Raw genomic sequence first — 19,484 nt, 5'->3', positions numbered from 1 at the left:
AAAATTAGTGTGGTGAATTCACCACACTTTTTATATTAGTATAATATTCTAATTAAGCTTATCTCTTATAATCCAAGCTTAGTAATAAATTTTCCATTACTTATCTTGTTTTATTAAATATTTAATCTATTGAAATAAGTATTCATTAGCAATGCCCCATAACACTAATAAACTTATCTAAAACAAATATTAGCTGTGGGCTTTAAAATAACAAAACCATTCTACTGATCAACTAATTCACTAGTTTTAATCACAAACAGATTATGAAGAGCTCTAGTACACATAACATACATTAATTTATCCTCTGTGATAAGTTCTTGTTTTCCTGTATTAACAACAACTACTCCATCAAATTCTAAACCTTTTGCGAAGTAAGATGGAATTATTATTAATGAGTCTCTATGAACTACATTTTCCCTATCTATAACCTTTGCACTAACATTATTGCTGATAATACTTTTTATCTTGTATGCATCTTCTAAGTCTCTAGTAATGATAGCTACATTTTCTAACTCTTTATTTTTCATAGTATCTACATAGGTCTCTATAAGCTTTGAAAGCTCTTCATTGTTTTGAGCCTCCACCTCCACTACAGAGTCACCACTTCTTACAAGTGGTACTATGCTTTGGGCTTTAAGGAACTTATTACTATATTCCATAATTTCTCTTGTTGATCTATAACTTTTATTAAGCGTAAACTCTTTAGTGTTAAAGTTGCTGATGAATTCATCTACTGCAAGCATCGGCGGTTTATTATCCTTCATAGGAAGTATTCTTTGATTACTATCACCCACAATAGTCATGGACACAGCCCTTGTATACTCTTTAATAGCTATAAACTGCATTAGTGAGTAATCCTGAGCTTCATCTATTACTATGTGTTTTACTTCCCTTGGTGATTTAATTCCTTCTAATTTAACCTTTAGATATAATAAAGCCCCTAAATCTATTTCTGTAAGCTCTTTGCTAATAAAACCACTATTTATTTCTTCATATAAACTTATTACATCTGGTGGATTTAAAAACTCTAAAGTTTTCTTAATTTCTATTAGTTCCTGAATTAATTCTCTTATTTTAAGTTTTCTATTAAAGTCTAAGTTATTTATATGAAAAATTAATTCATCCTTTGAATAGGAGGCTTTTTCCTCATCATACTCCTTTTGAATTCTTCTAAATTCCTCATCTCTTACATCTTTCAATCTAGAAAATATAATTCTCTTTACCTTTTTACATCTTCTAAAAAGGGGTAACATATAAAACTCATGGCTAAACATTTTTTCCATTTCTTCTGAGGAAATTACTTTACGTTTTCTAAATTCGATATTCTTGGATGAAAAATAAGCTTTATTTAATTTATCTACATATTCATCTAAAAAGTGCTTATATTCAATAGATGTTTTGTAGCTAATTTCTTCTTCATAATTTTTATCTCCAGTTAAAAACCTCTCCATTATATCCTTCAATGAAATAACATTATCTATATCTAAAATATCTAAAACAAAATCCTTAAATGTAGTTTGTAATACTCCACTTTCCCCTAAACTCGGCAGCACTGTTGATATATATTCCATAAAAATATTATTTGGTCCTAGTATAAGAACTTTATCTTCTAGTATTTTTCTGTAATTATATAAAAGGTATGCAACTCTATGAAGAGCAATAGTAGTTTTTCCACTACCAGCAACCCCATCAACTACTACAGTTTCAGTTCTTGACTGTCTTATTATATCATCCTGTTCCTTTTGGATAGTCATTATAATATCTTTTAATTTATCTGAAGAATTTTTACTCAGCATCATTTGCAAAATATCATCTTTTACATCTACAGCAGAATCAAATAATCCTTCTAGCTTTCCCTTTTTTATGATAAACTGTCTTTTTTGGAGAACAGATACTTCCACCTTTCCCTTTGGAGCTTCATAATAACCCTCACCTATACCACCATTATAAAAAATCGAAGATATAGGTGCTCTCCAGTCAACTATTAAAGGTTCAAAAGACTCCTCTGGAGTAACTCCAAATCTTCCAATGTATATTTGTTCAACTCCAAAATCACCTTCTCTAAAATCAACTCTACCGAAGTATGGTGACACTTTTAATATATTTAGCTCTTTTAACCTTCTATCTATAGTTTTAAAAGCCTCTTCTTTTACATATCTTTCATGATCAAAGTATTCAATTACTTTATCTTCATCATCTCTATATTCTTCTATAAACTTTTTTCTATAATCAAGTATATATTCACTTATTCCTTTTCGCTTTTCTATGTATTTTAATATCTCTTCATTAATAATCCTAATTGTATCTGATAATTTACCCTCTTCTATTGAAATTTCTAGCTGTTTTTTTATTTCTTCATTAATCTCATTACTCACAGTTATACTTTCCTTCCTTCATACTCTTAAATTTTGTCTAATATATAAGTTCCAATAAGGTTACCTCATAATGATAATTTTATCTATTGACTAGAAAACTAAAATTTTGAAGTTACATTACTGGAACATATATTATTAAAATCAATTTTAAATTGTAATTTTTACAAAAGTTATGCTATCTAAATTGCAATTTCTTCCCATCCTATTATATCTGTTATTCCTAAACCTGGCTCCTCGGATAGCACGATTCTATTACCCTCAATAGTAGCTCCACCTACAATTGGATCCTCTGAAAAATACAACATTGTATCTAAGTCTGAAATTATCATATTACTTTTAGCTGCAGCAAAACTTGCAGCTGCTGTTATTCCTACCTTGCTTTCAAGCATGCATCCCATCATACACTTAATACCCATAGTATCTGCCATGTTATATATCTTCATGGCATTATGAATTCCACCGCTTTTCATAAGCTTTATATTAATTAAGTCACAAGCTCTATTTTGTATGATTTTAAAAGCTTCTGGAGTAGCAAATACTGATTCATCTGCTAAAATTAAAGTATCAACATTTTCCTTAACAAACTTTAACCCTTCAATGTCCCAAGCCTTCACTGGTTGCTCAACAAACTCTATATCTAGATCTAATTCTTCAATTTTTCTGATGATTTTTACCGCTTCCTTTGGAGACCACCCTTGATTCCCGTCCACTCTTACCTTTATTCCTTTTCTAATAGCCTTTCTTAACAGCTTAACTCTTTCTAAATCATGTTCTGGATCTTTGCCAAGCTTTATTTTGATATTGCTATAGCCATCTCTTACAGCATCATAAGCTGCACTTACCATATTTTCTACAGTATCATACTGTATTGTCATGTCAGTAAGTATCTCTGAGTTATATCCTCCCAACAATTTAAAAAGTGGTATGTTTGCTCTCTTAGCAGCTAAATCATACAAAGCCATATCGAAAGCAGCCTTAGCACTATTATTGCCTTTAATGCATTCATCTATAGTTTTTGTTATACACTCAAGACAACTAATATCCATTCCTTTAATATGCTGTGATATATGTTTAATTGCCCCAACAATGGAATCTTCTGTTTCTCCTGTGACTCTTGGAGCTGGAGCAGCGCTACCAAATCCTATTTCCCCTCCATCAGTAATTATTTTTAAAATAACTTCTTTTGAATAATTATATGGCCTATCTCCAATAAGAAATGGTTTTTTCAATGGCACAGTAATTTTACCAACTTTTACATCATTTATTATCATTTTAATTATACCTCTCACCTTAAATTTTAATTAAATTATTTATTTCTCTACATAATTTAATTATATGCAACATTAAATTGGATTTTCTTATATTTATCTATTATTATACCCAATTAAAATACTTTTTCAATGGAAATAAGATTTTCAATTTAATTTAAACTGAAAAACATAGAGAAGAGCATGCTCTTCTCTATGTTTAAATTAAGCTGTAATTAATCATATTTATTTAACTCACTTACAATTAAAAAAGGTCAATTTATCTATTTTGCTAGTTCATATAATGCATGAGTATATATTTTTGTCATTTGAATTAAATCTTCTATTACAACATATTCATTTGGCTTGTGGATTACATCTGGATCCCCTGGGAAAGTTGGTCCAAAAGCTAAAGTATTTGGCATCTCTTTAGCATAAGTTCCTCCACCAATTGATATTAAAGTACCCTCTTTACCAGTTTGCTCACTATAAACCTTTTGAAGAGTCTTAACTAGAGGATGATCTGGTGAAAAATACAATGGTTCTTGATGAGTGAAGTTCTCAATAGCAAATCCAGTATTTTCAAGAGTTCTATTAAATGGTGTCATCATATCCTCTAAAGTTTTTGTTACAGGATATCTTAAATTTAAAGTTACCACAACTTTATTCTCATCTATACTTATTTTTCCTAGGTTGAAAGAAAGTTTTCCTGAATCCTTATCTTCTAATAGTACGCCAAAGGTTTCTCCATGAATTTCCATTCCTACGTACTCAGCTAAGAACTTTATTGAACTTGATATGCAATCCTCACCAAGTGGTAACACATTTAAGAAAGTTATAATTTGCATTATAGCATTTTTACCAAGTTCAGGCGTACTACCATGTGCAGAATCTCCTACAGATTTAATAGTAACTCTATTTCCATTAGCTTCTGCTTTCATGTCATAACCATTTACTTTAGCAAAACCATTTAACTTATCTATTAAATCACTTGTATTAGTCGTTACTACTAGTGCCTCTGCATAATCAGGAACCATATTTGGAGCTACTCCACCTTTTATATATTCAACAACGTAATCACCTTGTGGTTTATTTTTTACGTCCTTAACTATATTGAAAGTAGTTATGCCTTTTTCGCCATTAATAATTGGGAAATTAGCATCTGGAGTAAACGCAGCAACTGGTGGCTTTTCTTTTTGTAAATAATAATGTAATTCATTACTACCTGTTTCTTCATTTGTTCCAAATATTACTCTTATTCTTTTTGTAATTGGTAAATTAGCATCTTTTATAGCTTTTAATCCATAAAGACAAGCTACAATTGGTCCTTTATCATCTAAAGTACCTCTTCCAAAGATCTTATCATCATGAATTTCTGCGCCATAAGGAGGATGTATCCATCCATCACCTTCAGGTACAATGTCTAAGTGACCTAATGCAGCTACATAATCTTCACCTTCACCAATTTCAGCATACCCAACATAGCCATCAACATTAACAGTTTTTAATCCTAATTTCTCGGCATTATCTAAAGCACATTGTAGAGCCTTAGCAACTTCTTCTCCAAAAGGCATTCCTGGCTTTGCTTCACCTTCTAAACTTCTAATTTTAACCAACTCTTGGGTAGTTCTTATTATGTCTTCACGCATTTCATCAATTCTTACATTTAAATCCATTTAATTCATCTCCTTATTTTCTTCATCTTTGGGCTCTAAGGTTTTTACCTCTTTGAAATGAATCCAACCCTTTCTTGATAAGTAAGTTGAATAGGTAATTAATTTTTCAATTGCAGTTTCCTTTGTTTCTCCAAAAATTTTGGACATTTCCATTGCAATTTCATAAATATTCTTTTCTCCATCCATTAATAGCCATGCAGTAGAGCCTTGCTGATCTAAAGTTAAATCACTAACATTATTCTTTCTAACAAGCCAACTAGCAAATTTTTCTATTGGTTTATCATGTTTAAAGTATAAAGTAACAAGACCATCCTTTTCAGTAAAATTAGTATGCTTAATTATTGGTACATAGAGAAGAAAATTATACTTATCGTTTTTTGTCTCAGTAGAACTTTTTTTCATAAAATCACCTACAAAGTAGTTAAGAGCCCAACTAAGGGCTCTTAACATTATTATTTGTCTCAAAATTATAAGTAAAACCCTTAATAATTTTGATTATATCATTATTTATATTATTTGCAATAAATAGTAATTTATTCTACTTAGATTTAACTGAGAAATTGTAAACCCATAATCCTAGTAAGAAGTACATTGCAGTTGCAAATATTGCGTTTCCAGTTAAAGCCGGAATGAAGTTTGCGCCAAAACCAATATTTAATCCTAATGTAGCTGCACCTGCTACAACGATACCCATTAAGGCATCTCCAGCAACAAGTCCAGATGCAAGTAGTATACCTGTTTCAACTTTATCTTTCTTAACAGTTTCATCATTCTTGAATTTTCTTTCAACTAAAACTCTTACGATACCACCAACTAATATACCAGCATTTAAGTGGATTGGTAGGTATAGACCTAGAGCTACTGGAAGTATTGGAAGTCCAGCAAATTGACAGAATACAGCTATTGATGCTCCAACGAATACTAGTGGCCATGGTAGCTCTCCTGTCATAATTCCTTTGATAACCATTGACATTAATGTAGCTTGTGGAGCAGCAACTTCTTTTGTTCCTATTCCATAAGTAGTGTTAAGCATGTTTATAACTAATGCTGCAAACACAGATGCTACAACTAAACCAATAAACATACCAACTTGAACTTTTCTAGGAGATCCTCCTATGATGTAAGTTGTTTTTAAACTTTGTGCAGTACCACCTGAAACAGCTATAGCCACACAAACTATACCACCAATTAATACAGCTACGATCATAGCCTCTTGGTTTGTTTTTCCTAATGCTTTTAAAGTACCAGCAACGAAAAGTAATGTTGCAATTGTCATACCTGATACTGGGTTGTTAGAAGCTCCAATTATACCACACATTCTTGCTGAAACTACAGCAAAGAAGAATGAGAATACAACTGCTAGTATAGCTCCAAAAATACCTGCTTCTCTAAACATTGGTAATAACCAAGCTAATGCAAATACAATTACTGCTGCTCCAATTACCCAAGTAATAGGTGCATCTTCTTCTGTTCTTTTAACTGAACCAGCACCTTTAGCACCAATTCCAGCCATTGCAGATTTGAAAGATTTAATGATAGTTGGTGCTGATTTACCTAGAGATATAAATCCTCCAGTAGCAACAGCTCCAGCTCCTATATATCTAACATATTTACTCCAGATGTCCCATGCTCCCATTTCTGATATTAATTGTGTAGATGGGAATAATGGTGCTGATAATCCTGCTCCGATAAATTTAATTAACGGAATTAGACCAAGCCAAGCGATTAAAGAACCACCAAACATGAATGCTGATGCTTCTGTACCAACGATAAATCCAACTCCTAGTAATGAAGCTAATGTATCAAATCCAAATATTGAACCTTGATATTTAGTTATAACCCATTCTGGTTCTTCAAGCCATAGCTTAAATCCACCAGATAATAATTTATAACCTGCTCCTACTCCTAAACCAGTCATAACTGTTTTAAATCCAGCTCCGCCTTCGCTTCCGTTTACTAAAACTTCTGCTGCAGCCATAGACTCAGGATAAACTAAATTTCCATGTTCTTCAACAATTAAGAATCTTCTTAATGGAGTAACAAAGAATACTCCTAGAAGTCCTCCTAGTGTAGTTACAATAACTACTGTCCAAATACTTAAGTCAAATCCCCATAATATAATTGCTGGAAGTATGAATATAATACCACCGGCTATAGATTCTCCCATAGCTGCAACTGATGCAACTAAGTTAGCCTCTAATATATTATTTCTTCTAAATATACCTTTTAAAATTCCTGTTGCAAGTATTGCTCCTGGGATACCAGCAGAAATAGTTAATCCTACTTTCAATCCAAGATAAGTATTTGCAGCTGCAAATATGATTGCGAATATGATTCCTAGAAAAATAGAATATCCAGTTGATTCTGGCATTGCTACTGTTGTAGGAACAAATGGAAGATAGTCATCACCATGAACACCGCCATAAGCGTTATGGGATAATTTTTTTGTATTTTCCATCACTTTACCTCCTCTTAAATTATTAAATATGTGCTATTAAAGAATATCACATTTCGACAAAAATATTAACTCCAATTTTGGCTGTTTTACCAAATTATCCAGCTAATAGTTCATTTTTCATTGGATTGCTACATTTTTCACATATTTTATGAATAATTTTAAAATATATCATTAACAAAATGTAAACAAGTTTACCGGTACTTCAATATGTTTAATTTAATTTAATTTTTTTACAAAACTATCTAAGTTACTATGTCTATTATTATCCAAAATCAGTAGAGTTATTACTATTTTTCATAAATAAACAAAATCTTTGCAAAAGCTACAAAGATTTTTTCCCATTTTCCTAGCAATACTAGTTATTTTAGACCACCAAATCTATCAAAAGGTTTTATAATAAATTTAGCTTCTCCCATTATTTCATCATAAGGTATGTATGGATTGCTCCAGTACCTAGAATCTACCGAATTTGCTCTGTTATCACCTAAAAATAAATAACATCCTTCAGGAACCATAAAAGTACCTACTTTGTCGCTCTTGTATTTAACATAGGATTCCTCTAGCTGTATATCATTTATAAAAACAGTTCCATCAGATTTTATCTCAACCTTTTCATTTGGAAGACCAACTAACCTTTTAATCAAATCTTCATTAGCTTCTTTTGAATGAAAAACTAAAATATCTCCCCTTTTCAAAGATGAAGGTCTGTAGTTTCTTAGCACAAATATTTTATCTCCTGGCTTAATAGTAGGATACATAGATTCTGTTGGTACACTAACATTGAAAAATATAAATTTATTGATGATAAAGGCTAGGATTATAGCACATATAATTGGTATTGCCCATTCCTTTACAAACTTCTTGACTATGTCCATATACATCACCTCATAATAATTCATAAAATTTATTTTATCACACTTGGAAATCTTTATCAAATTCTCTTTACTTTTCATAGACTTATTTAATAACTTTATACTTCTAAACTAATATTAATATGTTAATTAATATTTAAAAATTTATATTTACTTATACCTATTTTAAAATTTAAAAATATATTTGTAATTTTAAAACTAAAATAAATCTAACATCCCTAATTTTAAACTGTTTAGTAAACTTAAAGATTGCTATAAAACTAATATAATCTTACCTTGCCAAATAAAAAGGTTATTAAAGTAGAATTGTGAAAAACATACCACCTATTATTATTTTAAAAATACTAATAATAATACTAGCAGTAAAAATAATTTCATAGAAGGAGGGGAAAATATGATAACTAAAAAACCTTTAAGTAATATGGCTGAAAGTAATATTGGTTGGATTAAAAGTACTCATCATTATTCATCTAGTAAACATTCAACTTCCAAATATGAGAGTTTTGGTGTTCTACAATTATTAAATGATGAAGTAGTCTTACCAAGAAGTGGTTTTCATAATCATCCTCACTATGATATGGAGATTTTGTCTTATGTGGTTGATGGTGAATTAACTCATGGAGATAGTTTAGGAAATGAAAGTATATTAAAAAAAGGTGGAGTTCAATATATAAGTGCTGGTTCAGGTGTAACTTACGAGGAGCATAATTTTGGAATTAACCCCTTAAGATTTATTCAACTGTGGATTTTGTCAGATAAAAAAACATCTAATCCAAACTATATGAGTTACGATTTTTCTTTAAAGGATAATAAAAATCATTGGATTTATATGGTTAGCAGTAAAAATGGACTAGCTCCTGTCAAAGTTAACCAAGATATAAATATTTACAGTGCAATGGTAGAAAAAGAAAATAGTATGGAATTTAGTATACGTGAAAACAGGCAAGCTTATCTTGTTCAAATTTATGGTAAGTCATTTATAACAAGTTTAGAGGAAAAAAACCACAAAGTTCTACTGGAGGAAAAGGACGCATTAGAAATATATGAAGATGAAATAAAAATTAATACTGTTGATAATTCTCATTTTCTGTTGGTAGAAATGAATGAGTATGTTAATTAAAAGTAAAACATGAGTTAACTTAACTTTTTAAGTATAGGCAGTTATAAACTAATGAACAAAGTTTATAACTGCTGTTTTTTACATTTTAAACCTCTATACATCCTCTTGCAAAATTATAAAGTTCATAAATAATATAATTATTAGTTTCTTTTATCAATTTTTCCTCATCTATTACAACTACAGGTAATTTTGTATCTTTAGAAAGCTTATCTGCAATTACATCAAACTGAAGTTTACTATATTTCGTCTTCACTCCTAAAATGATATTAAAAGAATTTTTAACTTCCATCAATCTATTTATAAACTTATCAAATTCCCCAAGTTCACTTAAATTATAAAGAAAAACATTAAGGTCTCCTTTATTATGCTCTTCTAGCATATACTCATCTAACTCAGAAAGTAAAAAACTATTTAAATATTTTATTTTCCTATCATTATTAGATTCTTTACATGATTTTGCAAAATTTAAATTATCCTTATTCCACCTATCATTACACTTGCAGTATTCTATGAAGTATTTTCCTAATTGTCCCACTCCAACAATATTTGTAAAATGCTTACTCTCTTTAACTATATTTAAATTAATATCCTTATATTTTTGTAACAAATGTTCTAACTTTATATAATCTATGTAGTTAACGTGGTTTTTTAACATATTAGTCCCCCCTACACCTTAAATTAAATATAATACTATTATGACACAATTTTGTAAATATTCAAATAATTTTTCTTAAACATATTTATTTATTTTATTACATTTTGTTTTATTTCATATTGCAACTTATAAAAAAAACAAAAGAAATTGTATCTAAAATGTAATAATGATATTGCAGAAATATATCTAATTCTACTTTGTACTCACTCTAGTATAGGTTACTTAAAATTTATAGAATAATATAGAAATAACATTTCAACTTATATAAAAGAAACACTATAACCTTTAAATATGTTGTCAAACACAGTAAAGAGTTAATTTCTAATCCGCTTTACTATACAGTATGTCATATAAAGGCTATAGTGTTTTTTATTAACTTATTAATAGATATAGAAAATGTGCAAAAATCCCAGCTGCAATTCCCCCAAAGGTATGGCTAATTATAGCTTTACCAGTTAACTCTCTGCAATTTAAGCTATCCATCATAGCAACATGTGTACTTAAATATCCACTCCAACACATTCCCATGGCAGTAAATACTGCAATTTCATTTCCTCCTATTAATCCTTGTTCTAGCATCTTAGGAACTAATCCCATGGCAGCTCCTACAGCTCCTAAAGAAGTAATTGGAAAAGCGATAGCTTCAGAACTTTGGAATCCAAATAAAGGACTAATTATAAAGCTTAATTTGCTCCCTACCCAAGGAAGCAACTTTACTCCTTCGTAAGCTGCCCCAGTATATTCCCCTGTGGCTGATGGACCATTTGTAAGCATTAATACTATGGTGCAAATTATTAATACTCCAGGTATTATGGCTAACCCCATTTCTACTCCTGACTTCCCCCCCTCTAAAAGAGCATCCATAATCCTTCCACCTACACTACCTTGTCGAATTTCTCTATAATTTATCATATCAAAGCTTTCACCATCTTCAACTACACAATAATCTTTTTTACCATATATTTTCGATGTAAACCTTAACATTATCCTCGTACTAACAATACTACCTACTACCGCACCAATATTACCAATGATTCCAGCTAGTATAAAACTTTCCCCCACTGGAGACTTTTGACTAATCATAAAGGTTGTAACTATAAGTCCCATCCCAAAGGCAGTCCCTAAGTTTGTAAGCGCAGGTATTTGGTATTTCTTGAAATATCTCCTAAATCCCTTATCATCTGCTAGTGTTAAAACCGCTGGATTATCTGATAGGTAGGTTGCTAAAACTGCTATAGTTGCTGCTCCAGGCAAATCATAAAGCGGCTTCATTAATGGCGATAGTATTTTATTGATTATAGAAACTACCCCAAACTCAGAAAGTAGTGCAGCTATTGCTCCAGCTAAAACTGCTATGGCTAGTATGTAAAAAACTGTATCCATCAACAATCTATAAGCTGTATTCATTAGAGTGTTAAACATATTAATCGTACCCATAACACTACCTATTCCCAAGAAAACTCCTAGAAAAATTACTAAAAATATAAATGCTTCTGTACTGATGGCCTTTTTTAATGGCTTATTTTGTGACACTGATTTCTCCCCCTCTATTAATGCACATAATATAATGACTAAAATTTCCTTCTTAATTATGTGATATTTAGTAAAGCTTGTCAATTATTTAACTAAGGGAGTAAACCATGTTTGTTTTTCATTCTAGTGAATATATTCAAGAATTATTCACTATACATCTTTTATGATTGATTTTTATTTATTTTTGCACAATTGTGTATTTTCACAACAATCTGTTCAAAAAATGTTTACAACATTTACTTTTAATAATCACCTCCATATTACCATATCAACTTTATATAACTATGTTCAAGGTATTCCTACTAACATATGCTTTATTAAGTTTCTTTTTATTCATACATTATTTAACACCATTTCAGAACGATAATTCACTGATTCATCTTCAGATTTCAAAGGAACTTAAATTTTAAAATTAGTTAAGCCAATAGTCTTTTTCTTAAAATAAAATTTTGGCGTAGTAAAATATTTTTGTACCCAATGGTGTTTTTTTAAGTTAAATCTCCTTCCAAAGATCTTCTTAAAATGAACCTGTTAATTAATTAAGAAGTTTTTGTGGAATAAATAATTTGAAATTGCATCATGCCGTAATTAAAATTTCATTTTTATCGTTTTTTTTATTCCAAATCTCGATAAAATGTATTATACTTATAGTAGTTCCTGCATATTTCACGCAAAATCATATTATGGAATATACTATTTTAAAAACTAATATTATAAAAAACTATCTTTAAACCTAATAAATTATAAGTTAAATCACTTAAGTTGGAGGCGAATATATGAAAAAGGAATTTTCAATAAGTAATGACAAGGTAATGATAAACTTTTCTGCGAAATATTGTAATACCATCGAAAACCTACTAAAAAGTGAAGGCTTTAGAAGAGTACTTTTATCTTATTATAATAGAGTTAAAAGTAGAAATTCTAATGTTTACAAATTTCTATGTGAGAATATAGAAAAGACTGATAGCGAAGAAATTACTGATGAACTGGTTGACCTTTTCAGATTACTAACTGTTCTTAAAGCTAATGAAATTGTACGACTTAATACTAGGTATGAGAAAATTCTTAAGGATAAGTATGAATTCTTTGAACTTGTAGAGGATTTCTATGGTTTTTGGAGGAGATTGGAAAGATACTCTATAATACAAAACAACAAAGTCACTGACGGTCTAGCTTCTGTAAGTTTTATAGAAGCAAATAATAAATTCACAAAACTGATTTTAGACTTTTATAGAAAAATTCAAGAAAGCATCCTTTCTGCTGAACCAACTGTTTATCGTCAACTTGCTTCTGGAGCTAATGCGGGGTTGATATTAAATAATACTGTTTGGCCATGTCCTTATGAATATGAGATTTTAGAAGATATTCCCTTTATTAATACCATAATGCTAGAAGCTCCTTTTATAACTTATCCAAAGAAAAACACTAGAGATGGGTTCTTTACTGAGACTTTCAAAAACCCGCTAAATGATTGCTATATCAATAACGATCACTGGTTTTGCTACCCTGCTCTAGTAGGTGAAGTTTTAGCATTCATTTATTTTCATAGAGATTTAATGGCTCACGGTGTTACACTTTGTAATCTATTTGAAATGGCAAAAGAAGATGATTACAGAGGTAAAAAACCAGATATAATTTATGTATTTGGAGCCAAGGATGACTATGACAAGATAAGAACTATTTTTTATGATGATGTGAAAAATGGTATTATGCTTGGTTATGTTAACTATGATGAAGCCATAGATTATTTTGGCTACATGAAAAAGATGACTCTTACACTTCATAATCTAATCATGATAAAAAAAGGTTATCTTCCTATCCATGGCGCCATGGTCAACATAATTATGAAAAACGGAAAATCTGCCAATGTGCTTATAATGGGTGATAGTGGAGCTGGAAAATCTGAAAGTTTAGAAGCTTTTAGAAGTCTTAGTGAAGATTATATAAGCGATATGACCATTATATTTGATGATATGGGTTCCATAAAACTTAGAAGAAATGGCCAAAAACCTAAGGCTTATGGCACAGAAATAGGAGCCTTTGTAAGACTTGACGATTTAGATCAAGGTTACGCTTTTAAAGAAATTGATAGAAGTATATTTATGAACCCTGATAAAACTAACGCAAGACTGGTAATGCCTGTAGCTACCTATAAAGATATACTGAAGGGTTATCCTATTGACTTATTTCTTTACGCAAACAATTATGATGATGTGGCTGAAAATACAAAAGCTATTGAATACTTTAATTCTGCTGAAGAAGCCATACCTATTTTTAGAGATGGAGCTAGAATGGCTAAAGGCACCACTTCTGAAAAAGGACTAGTAAAATCATATTTTGCTAATCCCTTTGGTCCCTACCAAAAAATGTCCGAGACAGATAAATTAATTGACTTATATTTTAATGAATTTTTTAAAACCGGCGTAAAGGTTGGTCAAATAAAAACTTGTCTTGGCATCCAAGGTAAAGAGAAGGATGGACCAAAACAAGCTGCTATCGAATTGTTTGAAATTATTAAGGAGTTGTAAGGAAGTATTCCTTACTTTCTTCTTATCACAATATATTCTTTTCCTTAAACTAAAGGATATTGTACAAATTAAGCTTTATAATTGCTCTTCTATAAATGTAACTTTACACTGAAAGAGCTGAGTCTTAGTCTCTTTCTCTAGGCCTTCAATATAATATGTATTGAAGGCTTCTTTGTCTACATATTTATTTAAAATTACTTCATCCCCATATTTAGCTTCCTTCATAAAATTTAGCTGAAGAGAAGCTATTCTCTTATTTTTATAATCTTCAAGATTAAAAACATCTTCTACCCAACTAATATACTTAGCATTATTTACATGCATATTTAAATCAATATCACTATAGGTTACTACTCTTTCTACATTTCCTACTAAGTCATTAGGCATTTTAATCTTATCTAATTTTTTCTCTACTCCAAATCTATTCTCTATGCTATTAACCCCTAAAGAGATTCTAGTAGGTCTTTGTGGAAATTTAGAATTTACATCCAATAAAAGATAATATGCTATTATATTTCCTAGCTCATTTTCATTTGCATCTAAAATTCTAAAATTACGCTTAAAGAACAGTTTGTCTATACCACTTGGCCAAGTCTCCATTATTATTTCATCCATATTTTTAGGATATTTAATCATATTTACTTCAAGTCTTGAAACTACCCAAAATAGCCCTTCACTAATCAAATGGTTATACCCAATTCCTATGCTGTTTGAATGCTGCTCTGAAGTTTCTTGCATATAGTTTATTAAGGAAAAGAGTTTAACCTTACTGGTAAAATCCGTATCATAAAATTTAACTTTAAAAAACTCTCTATGTATGTTTTCCATAAAATCAACTCCATTTTCAATTAAAATTCTTTTTAATAGTAACTGCATAATGCATTAGGGTTTTTGTATTAAAATATATTCATAGAACTTTTTATGATTATAAATACTTCACAGTTAATCGTAAATTTAAGATTTAACTTTAATATGGTTATTATATCATAGGTAACTACTAAAAAAATTAACCTATTATGAATTTTTCATAATAGGTTAATTTTTATTTGTTAACTTGTTTATCTAATTTCTTTTCATGTTTATTAATAAGAGCCCTTTCCTCAAGAATTTTTAACTCTTTTTCGTCTATGTCATTAAAATTCTTAAAAACATACCCATCCTGTTTTAAAGCTTTTATTATTTCCTTTAACGCTGGTACAGTGGTCTTATTATAATAAGAATCATGCATAAGAACTATAATCCTATCCTTTTTATTATTTTTAAACTCTCGATGAAACTTATTTATCAATGTACCTGCTGGCTTATTTCTAGCTAAAGAATCGTCAATTGTAATATTCCAATCCACATAGTATAATCCTTTATCAACAACCTCTCCCCTTATCTCTTTTAGCACAGGCTTTCTTGCCATAGTAGTACTTGATCCTCCTGGAAATCTCATGAACTTTAACACTTCACTACCAGTAAGTTCTTTTACAGCAGTAGAGCACTTATGGTAATCCTCCATGAAGGCCTCAGTATTTTTGTATATTTTATCTTCATGAGTATAAGTGTGAACACATATGGCATTACCTGCATCCTTTACTGCTTCAGCAATACCTTTGTTTTGTTCAACTAATTGGCCAATAACAAAAAATGTTCCTGTAACTTCTTCTTCTTTTAATACTTCTAGAATTTTTTTAGTAACTACGGTAGGCCCATCATCAAAAGTAAGGTACACTATTTTTTCTTGTTGCACCAATGAATCCGGCTCCTTTTCTAGCGCACTTGCTTTTTCATCCTGAATACTAAAACTAAGCAAAAATAAAAACACAGTAAAAAAAGTAAATAATGAGAAAGTTGAAATAAATCTCCTTCTTTTTTCAATCATAAAATCACCTTCTTAAAATACTTTTCAACTCACACTTTAGTATTTGAAAAAGGTGAAGTTTTAATTCTAAAATTATATTTATTTAATTGCCATGTTTTAGAAAATAATTACTTCTTATTATTTTTTCTGACAGAATTAAGTAGCTTTCATACTTCTCATTCTCAGCATTAGTAATATTACCTCTTACTTCAAAATTAGATAAGATAACAAAATCTTTGTTTGTATTTAATAAATTTCTTCCCATTGCAGTTTTATATTTTTTTTCATCTGCACCCATTAAATAACCTAAAGTTGGAACTAAATCTACTGGTCCTCCATAGGTACTGATTACTTTAGCCGAAGCACTCTTATTATAAATTAAAAGCGGTATTTTATTATTGTTATCATTCCACCAATTTTCCTTATTTTTCATCCCATTAATTTTGTCTTGAAAATATTTATGAACCCCTGTATGGTCACCATAAAGTACTACCACTGTATTATCTAAAATACCCTCCATTTCAAGACTTTCTATAAAACTGCCTATCTGTTTGTCAGTGTAATGAATTGCCTGAAAGTACCTTCCCATTTCTGTTTCTTCTAAATTTTCATCAAGATTTAGAGCTTTATCTTCCTTTGGAAGGTTAAAGGGTGTATGACTAGTTATTGTCACTGTCATGCCATAAAAGGGTTGCTCTTGTTTTTTAATGATATCTGTTGCCTTTTTAAAGTATTCTTTATCACTAATTCCAAGTCCAATTTTTTCTTCTACTCCTAAGTCTTCTGCAAAATAAAGTTTATCAAATCCCATAGAGGAAAGTGCAGGCTTATAATTCCAATACATAGAGGTGTCAGGATGTATTACATAGGTATTATAGTCTAAAGTTTTCATTACATTAGGAAGAGAATGTGGATAATAGTTATTTGGATATCTATAGAAAGTGGTACCTTCTCTTACTGGATAAACAGATCCATTTACTAACAGATCACAATCTGAACTATTTCCATTCCATACCTGTTCATGAAAATTATCAAAATACAAAGAGTTATTCAATAGCTTATTTATATTGGGTGTAATTTCTTGTCCTTGTACTTCTCTATTTATAACAAAGTTTTCAAGAGACTCTACCTGTATTAAAAGCAGATTTTTACCTTTAAAATACCCTTTATATGCATTATCCTTTAAGTTCTCTTCTTTATCTTTATAGAATTCTTCTATATCCTTTAACTCCTTTTGAGAAAGGCTATAAGGCTTCTTATTTGAATAATAGCTATATCCATCATATATATGATATCCAATGGGTCCTAAAAGAACCATTTTTTCATTTGGCATGTGAACTTTGTCTAATGTGGATTTCACAAAGTACCTAGTAGTCTTTTCTTCATTATTAAAATCAGTACAATATATCACAAGAAGAAAAGAACTTAAGGCTATTAATAAAAAGAAAATTTTAGGTTTTCTCATAGTACTTCTATAATGAGTACCTTTTCTTTTTATTATAAAAGGAAAAAGTAAAAAATCTAATATAAATAAAATATCAATACTTCTAAATAGGGCAATAATAGAACCCCCTAAATCTTCTGTCATGGAAAGTTGGTCTAATAAATAAAAATTAACATAGCTAGAAAATCCCCTATAGTAAAAAAGATCAGAGATAATAATTAAGGTAAGAACTATATCTAAAACTATCACTATCTTCCATTGAAGCTTTCCTTTAATTAAAAAAATTATAGCTAGTATTATGGTTGAAAAAAGTATATAAGGAACAACATTCAACGCTGAAATTTTCAAATTAGAGCTTTGAAGCATAGACGCACCTGAAGATTGAATTAGAGCTGTAAATAAAATATTTTTCATTGTAAAAATAGCTAAAATAAAAAAGAATACCCTATATTCTTTTAATAGGCTCACTCCTATATTTTTAATTTTGTTACTATTTTTATTTTTAGAATTAAAACTCAGCATGTCCTCATTCCTCCTCGAAAGTAAAACTGTTATGAATATAATTCTCCTCAAGCTCCAAATCTCCTCTAATTTTCGAATTATTCTTAAAAGCCAACTTAGTTTTAATATTCTTAATTATGAGGAGGCATTCTATAGTGTTAGAAGTTATCTTTAAGAATACCTTAATTTCAAAAATTAAGTCCCCTTAGAACGGATTTATTCTAAGGGGACTTAATACTGTATAAACTAGATTTTTAGTATTACCTAATAACCAACTCTAATACCATAATTATTAAATTTGTATTTATTCTGTATGCATAAACACTTTATTAACTGGATTTCAAAGATCAAAAACAAGAAATCCTATATAAGTAATCACTTACAAAACCAGGAACATACAATAAGAACTGAAGGTTCCTACAAAAACTCCCGCTGCAACATCAGAGGGATAGTGAACTCCTAAGTATACTCGAGAAACCCCCACAAGCATGGATAAAGATATAGCTATAATTGCGATGCTTGTATAACTTAAAGCTATGCTTACTCCTATTGAAAATGCTGCAGTGGTATGTCCTGATGGAAACGAGTAATCGTCTACTCCAATTTTTTTGATATTTAAATGAGGAAAGTTTATATAAGGTCTGATTCTATTAATAAATCTTTTTATAAAATGTGTTATAAATGTAGAGGTTAAAATAGAAAGAGACGTTAGAATTCCTAAGTGTTTAATATCCTTATTTTCTGATAACAAAGTAACTAAACAAAATATTGCACTAAATGTAACTGAACCTAAGTAAGTAACTATTGGCATAACTAAATCCAAAATCTTGCATTTAATTGAATCATTTAGCCAATGTAATAAAAATACATCTCCATGTTTTAATTTTTCAATCATTAAGGTTCCTCCTAGGATAAGATATGTTAATATTATATAAGACTTTTTTCAAAATTTAAAGGTTCTTTGCAGGATTTTTAATTTATAATTTTTTACAGGTACTTCTTTTACTATAGGGTTCCATGATAGAATTTTAACTTATTCATCTTCATAAACCCTTAAGGGAAGCAGGGTAGGACTAATGTATTAGTTAATTTTTAACTCTGGTTCCCTATAATACTCACCTATATGAACCTTCAGTGTTGTTACTTTTGAACGTAATATAATTTACTTAGTATAGGCTTCCCTAGTCAATTATTAATTCATTCATGATTAATTTTTCGTTCATCTTTAA

Annotated in this window: 14 protein-coding genes; 2 read left to right on the top strand and 12 right to left on the bottom strand. The window is 29.8% G+C overall.

Annotation, left to right across the window (positions count from 1 at the left end; translation table 11 throughout):
- Positions 1-221 precede the first annotated feature (221 nt).
- The 6 genes from C661_RS0120100 to lepB form a co-directional block, all read right to left on the bottom strand.
- Positions 222-2,375: a HelD family protein gene (locus tag C661_RS0120100; protein ID WP_017417127.1), complete on the bottom strand. Its 2,154-nt coding sequence runs from the start codon at positions 2,373-2,375 to the stop codon at positions 222-224.
- Between the two features lie 179 nt (positions 2,376-2,554).
- On the bottom strand, positions 2,555-3,646 hold the full coding sequence (locus C661_RS0120095) for a dipeptide epimerase (protein WP_017417126.1): 1,092 nt from the start codon (positions 3,644-3,646) through the stop codon (positions 2,555-2,557).
- A 260-nt stretch (positions 3,647-3,906) separates the two neighbouring features.
- A complete protein-coding gene (gene pepV, locus C661_RS0120090; protein ID WP_017417125.1) occupies positions 3,907-5,298 on the bottom strand; it encodes a dipeptidase PepV in 1,392 nt (463 codons plus the stop codon).
- The gene (locus C661_RS22435) at positions 5,299-5,700 is read right to left on the bottom strand and encodes a PqqD family protein (protein ID WP_041877858.1); all 402 of its coding nucleotides are present in this window, start codon (positions 5,698-5,700) and stop codon (positions 5,299-5,301) included.
- 136 nt (positions 5,701-5,836) lie between these two features.
- Positions 5,837-7,756, bottom strand: a complete 1,920-nt coding sequence (locus tag C661_RS0120080) for an OPT family oligopeptide transporter (protein ID WP_017417123.1) — start codon at positions 7,754-7,756, stop codon at positions 5,837-5,839.
- A gap of 359 nt (positions 7,757-8,115) precedes the next feature.
- Positions 8,116-8,631 carry a signal peptidase I gene (gene lepB, locus C661_RS0120075; protein WP_017417122.1) on the bottom strand — a complete coding sequence of 172 codons (516 nt, stop codon included), beginning with the start codon at positions 8,629-8,631 and terminating at the stop codon, positions 8,116-8,118.
- Positions 8,632-9,022: 391 nt separating this feature from the next.
- Between lepB and C661_RS0120070 the strand changes: the two genes are divergently transcribed.
- Complete coding sequence (locus C661_RS0120070; protein ID WP_017417121.1) at positions 9,023-9,748, top strand: pirin family protein; 726 nt, start codon at positions 9,023-9,025, stop codon at positions 9,746-9,748.
- Between the two features lie 85 nt (positions 9,749-9,833).
- Here C661_RS0120070 and C661_RS0120065 read toward each other — a convergent pair whose 3' ends face one another.
- Together C661_RS0120065 and C661_RS0120060 are read right to left on the bottom strand one after the other, a co-directional pair.
- Positions 9,834-10,403, bottom strand: coding sequence for a hypothetical protein (locus tag C661_RS0120065; protein ID WP_017417120.1), 570 nt, complete (start codon positions 10,401-10,403; stop codon positions 9,834-9,836).
- Between the two features lie 372 nt (positions 10,404-10,775).
- A complete protein-coding gene (locus C661_RS0120060) occupies positions 10,776-11,936 on the bottom strand; it encodes a CD0519/CD1768 family membrane protein (RefSeq protein WP_017417119.1) in 1,161 nt (386 codons plus the stop codon).
- 776 nt (positions 11,937-12,712) lie between these two features.
- On the opposite strand from C661_RS0120060, the gene C661_RS0120055 reads away from it, so the two are divergent.
- Positions 12,713-14,464 (top strand): phosphoenolpyruvate carboxykinase (ATP), encoded by a 1,752-nt coding sequence (locus tag C661_RS0120055; RefSeq protein WP_017417118.1) that lies wholly within the window; start codon positions 12,713-12,715, stop codon positions 14,462-14,464.
- Between the two features lie 75 nt (positions 14,465-14,539).
- On the opposite strand, the gene C661_RS0120050 is transcribed toward C661_RS0120055, so the two are convergent.
- The 4 genes from C661_RS0120050 to C661_RS0120035 all read right to left on the bottom strand — a co-directional run bounded on the left by C661_RS0120050 (position 14,540) and on the right by C661_RS0120035 (position 19,150).
- The gene (locus C661_RS0120050; protein WP_242826017.1) at positions 14,540-15,340 is read right to left on the bottom strand and encodes an acyl-[acyl-carrier-protein] thioesterase; all 801 of its coding nucleotides are present in this window, start codon (positions 15,338-15,340) and stop codon (positions 14,540-14,542) included.
- 166 nt (positions 15,341-15,506) lie between these two features.
- Entirely contained in the window at positions 15,507-16,331 is an 825-nt protein-coding gene (locus tag C661_RS22430; protein ID WP_017417116.1) for a polysaccharide deacetylase family protein, read from the bottom strand.
- An 82-nt stretch (positions 16,332-16,413) separates the two neighbouring features.
- Positions 16,414-18,276 carry an LTA synthase family protein gene (locus C661_RS0120040; RefSeq protein WP_017417115.1) on the bottom strand — a complete coding sequence of 621 codons (1,863 nt, stop codon included), beginning with the start codon at positions 18,274-18,276 and terminating at the stop codon, positions 16,414-16,416.
- A gap of 358 nt (positions 18,277-18,634) precedes the next feature.
- On the bottom strand, positions 18,635-19,150 hold the full coding sequence (locus C661_RS0120035; protein ID WP_017417114.1) for a phosphatase PAP2 family protein: 516 nt from the start codon (positions 19,148-19,150) through the stop codon (positions 18,635-18,637).
- Positions 19,151-19,484 lie beyond the last annotated feature (334 nt).

The sequence above is a fragment of the Clostridium tunisiense TJ genome (assembly GCF_000300195.1).
In the GTDB taxonomy this organism is placed as follows: Bacteria; Bacillota; Clostridia; order Clostridiales; family Clostridiaceae; genus Clostridium_J; species Clostridium_J tunisiense.
The sequence above is the reverse complement of the archived record's forward strand: the minus strand, read 5'-3'. Positions and strand labels throughout refer to the sequence as shown.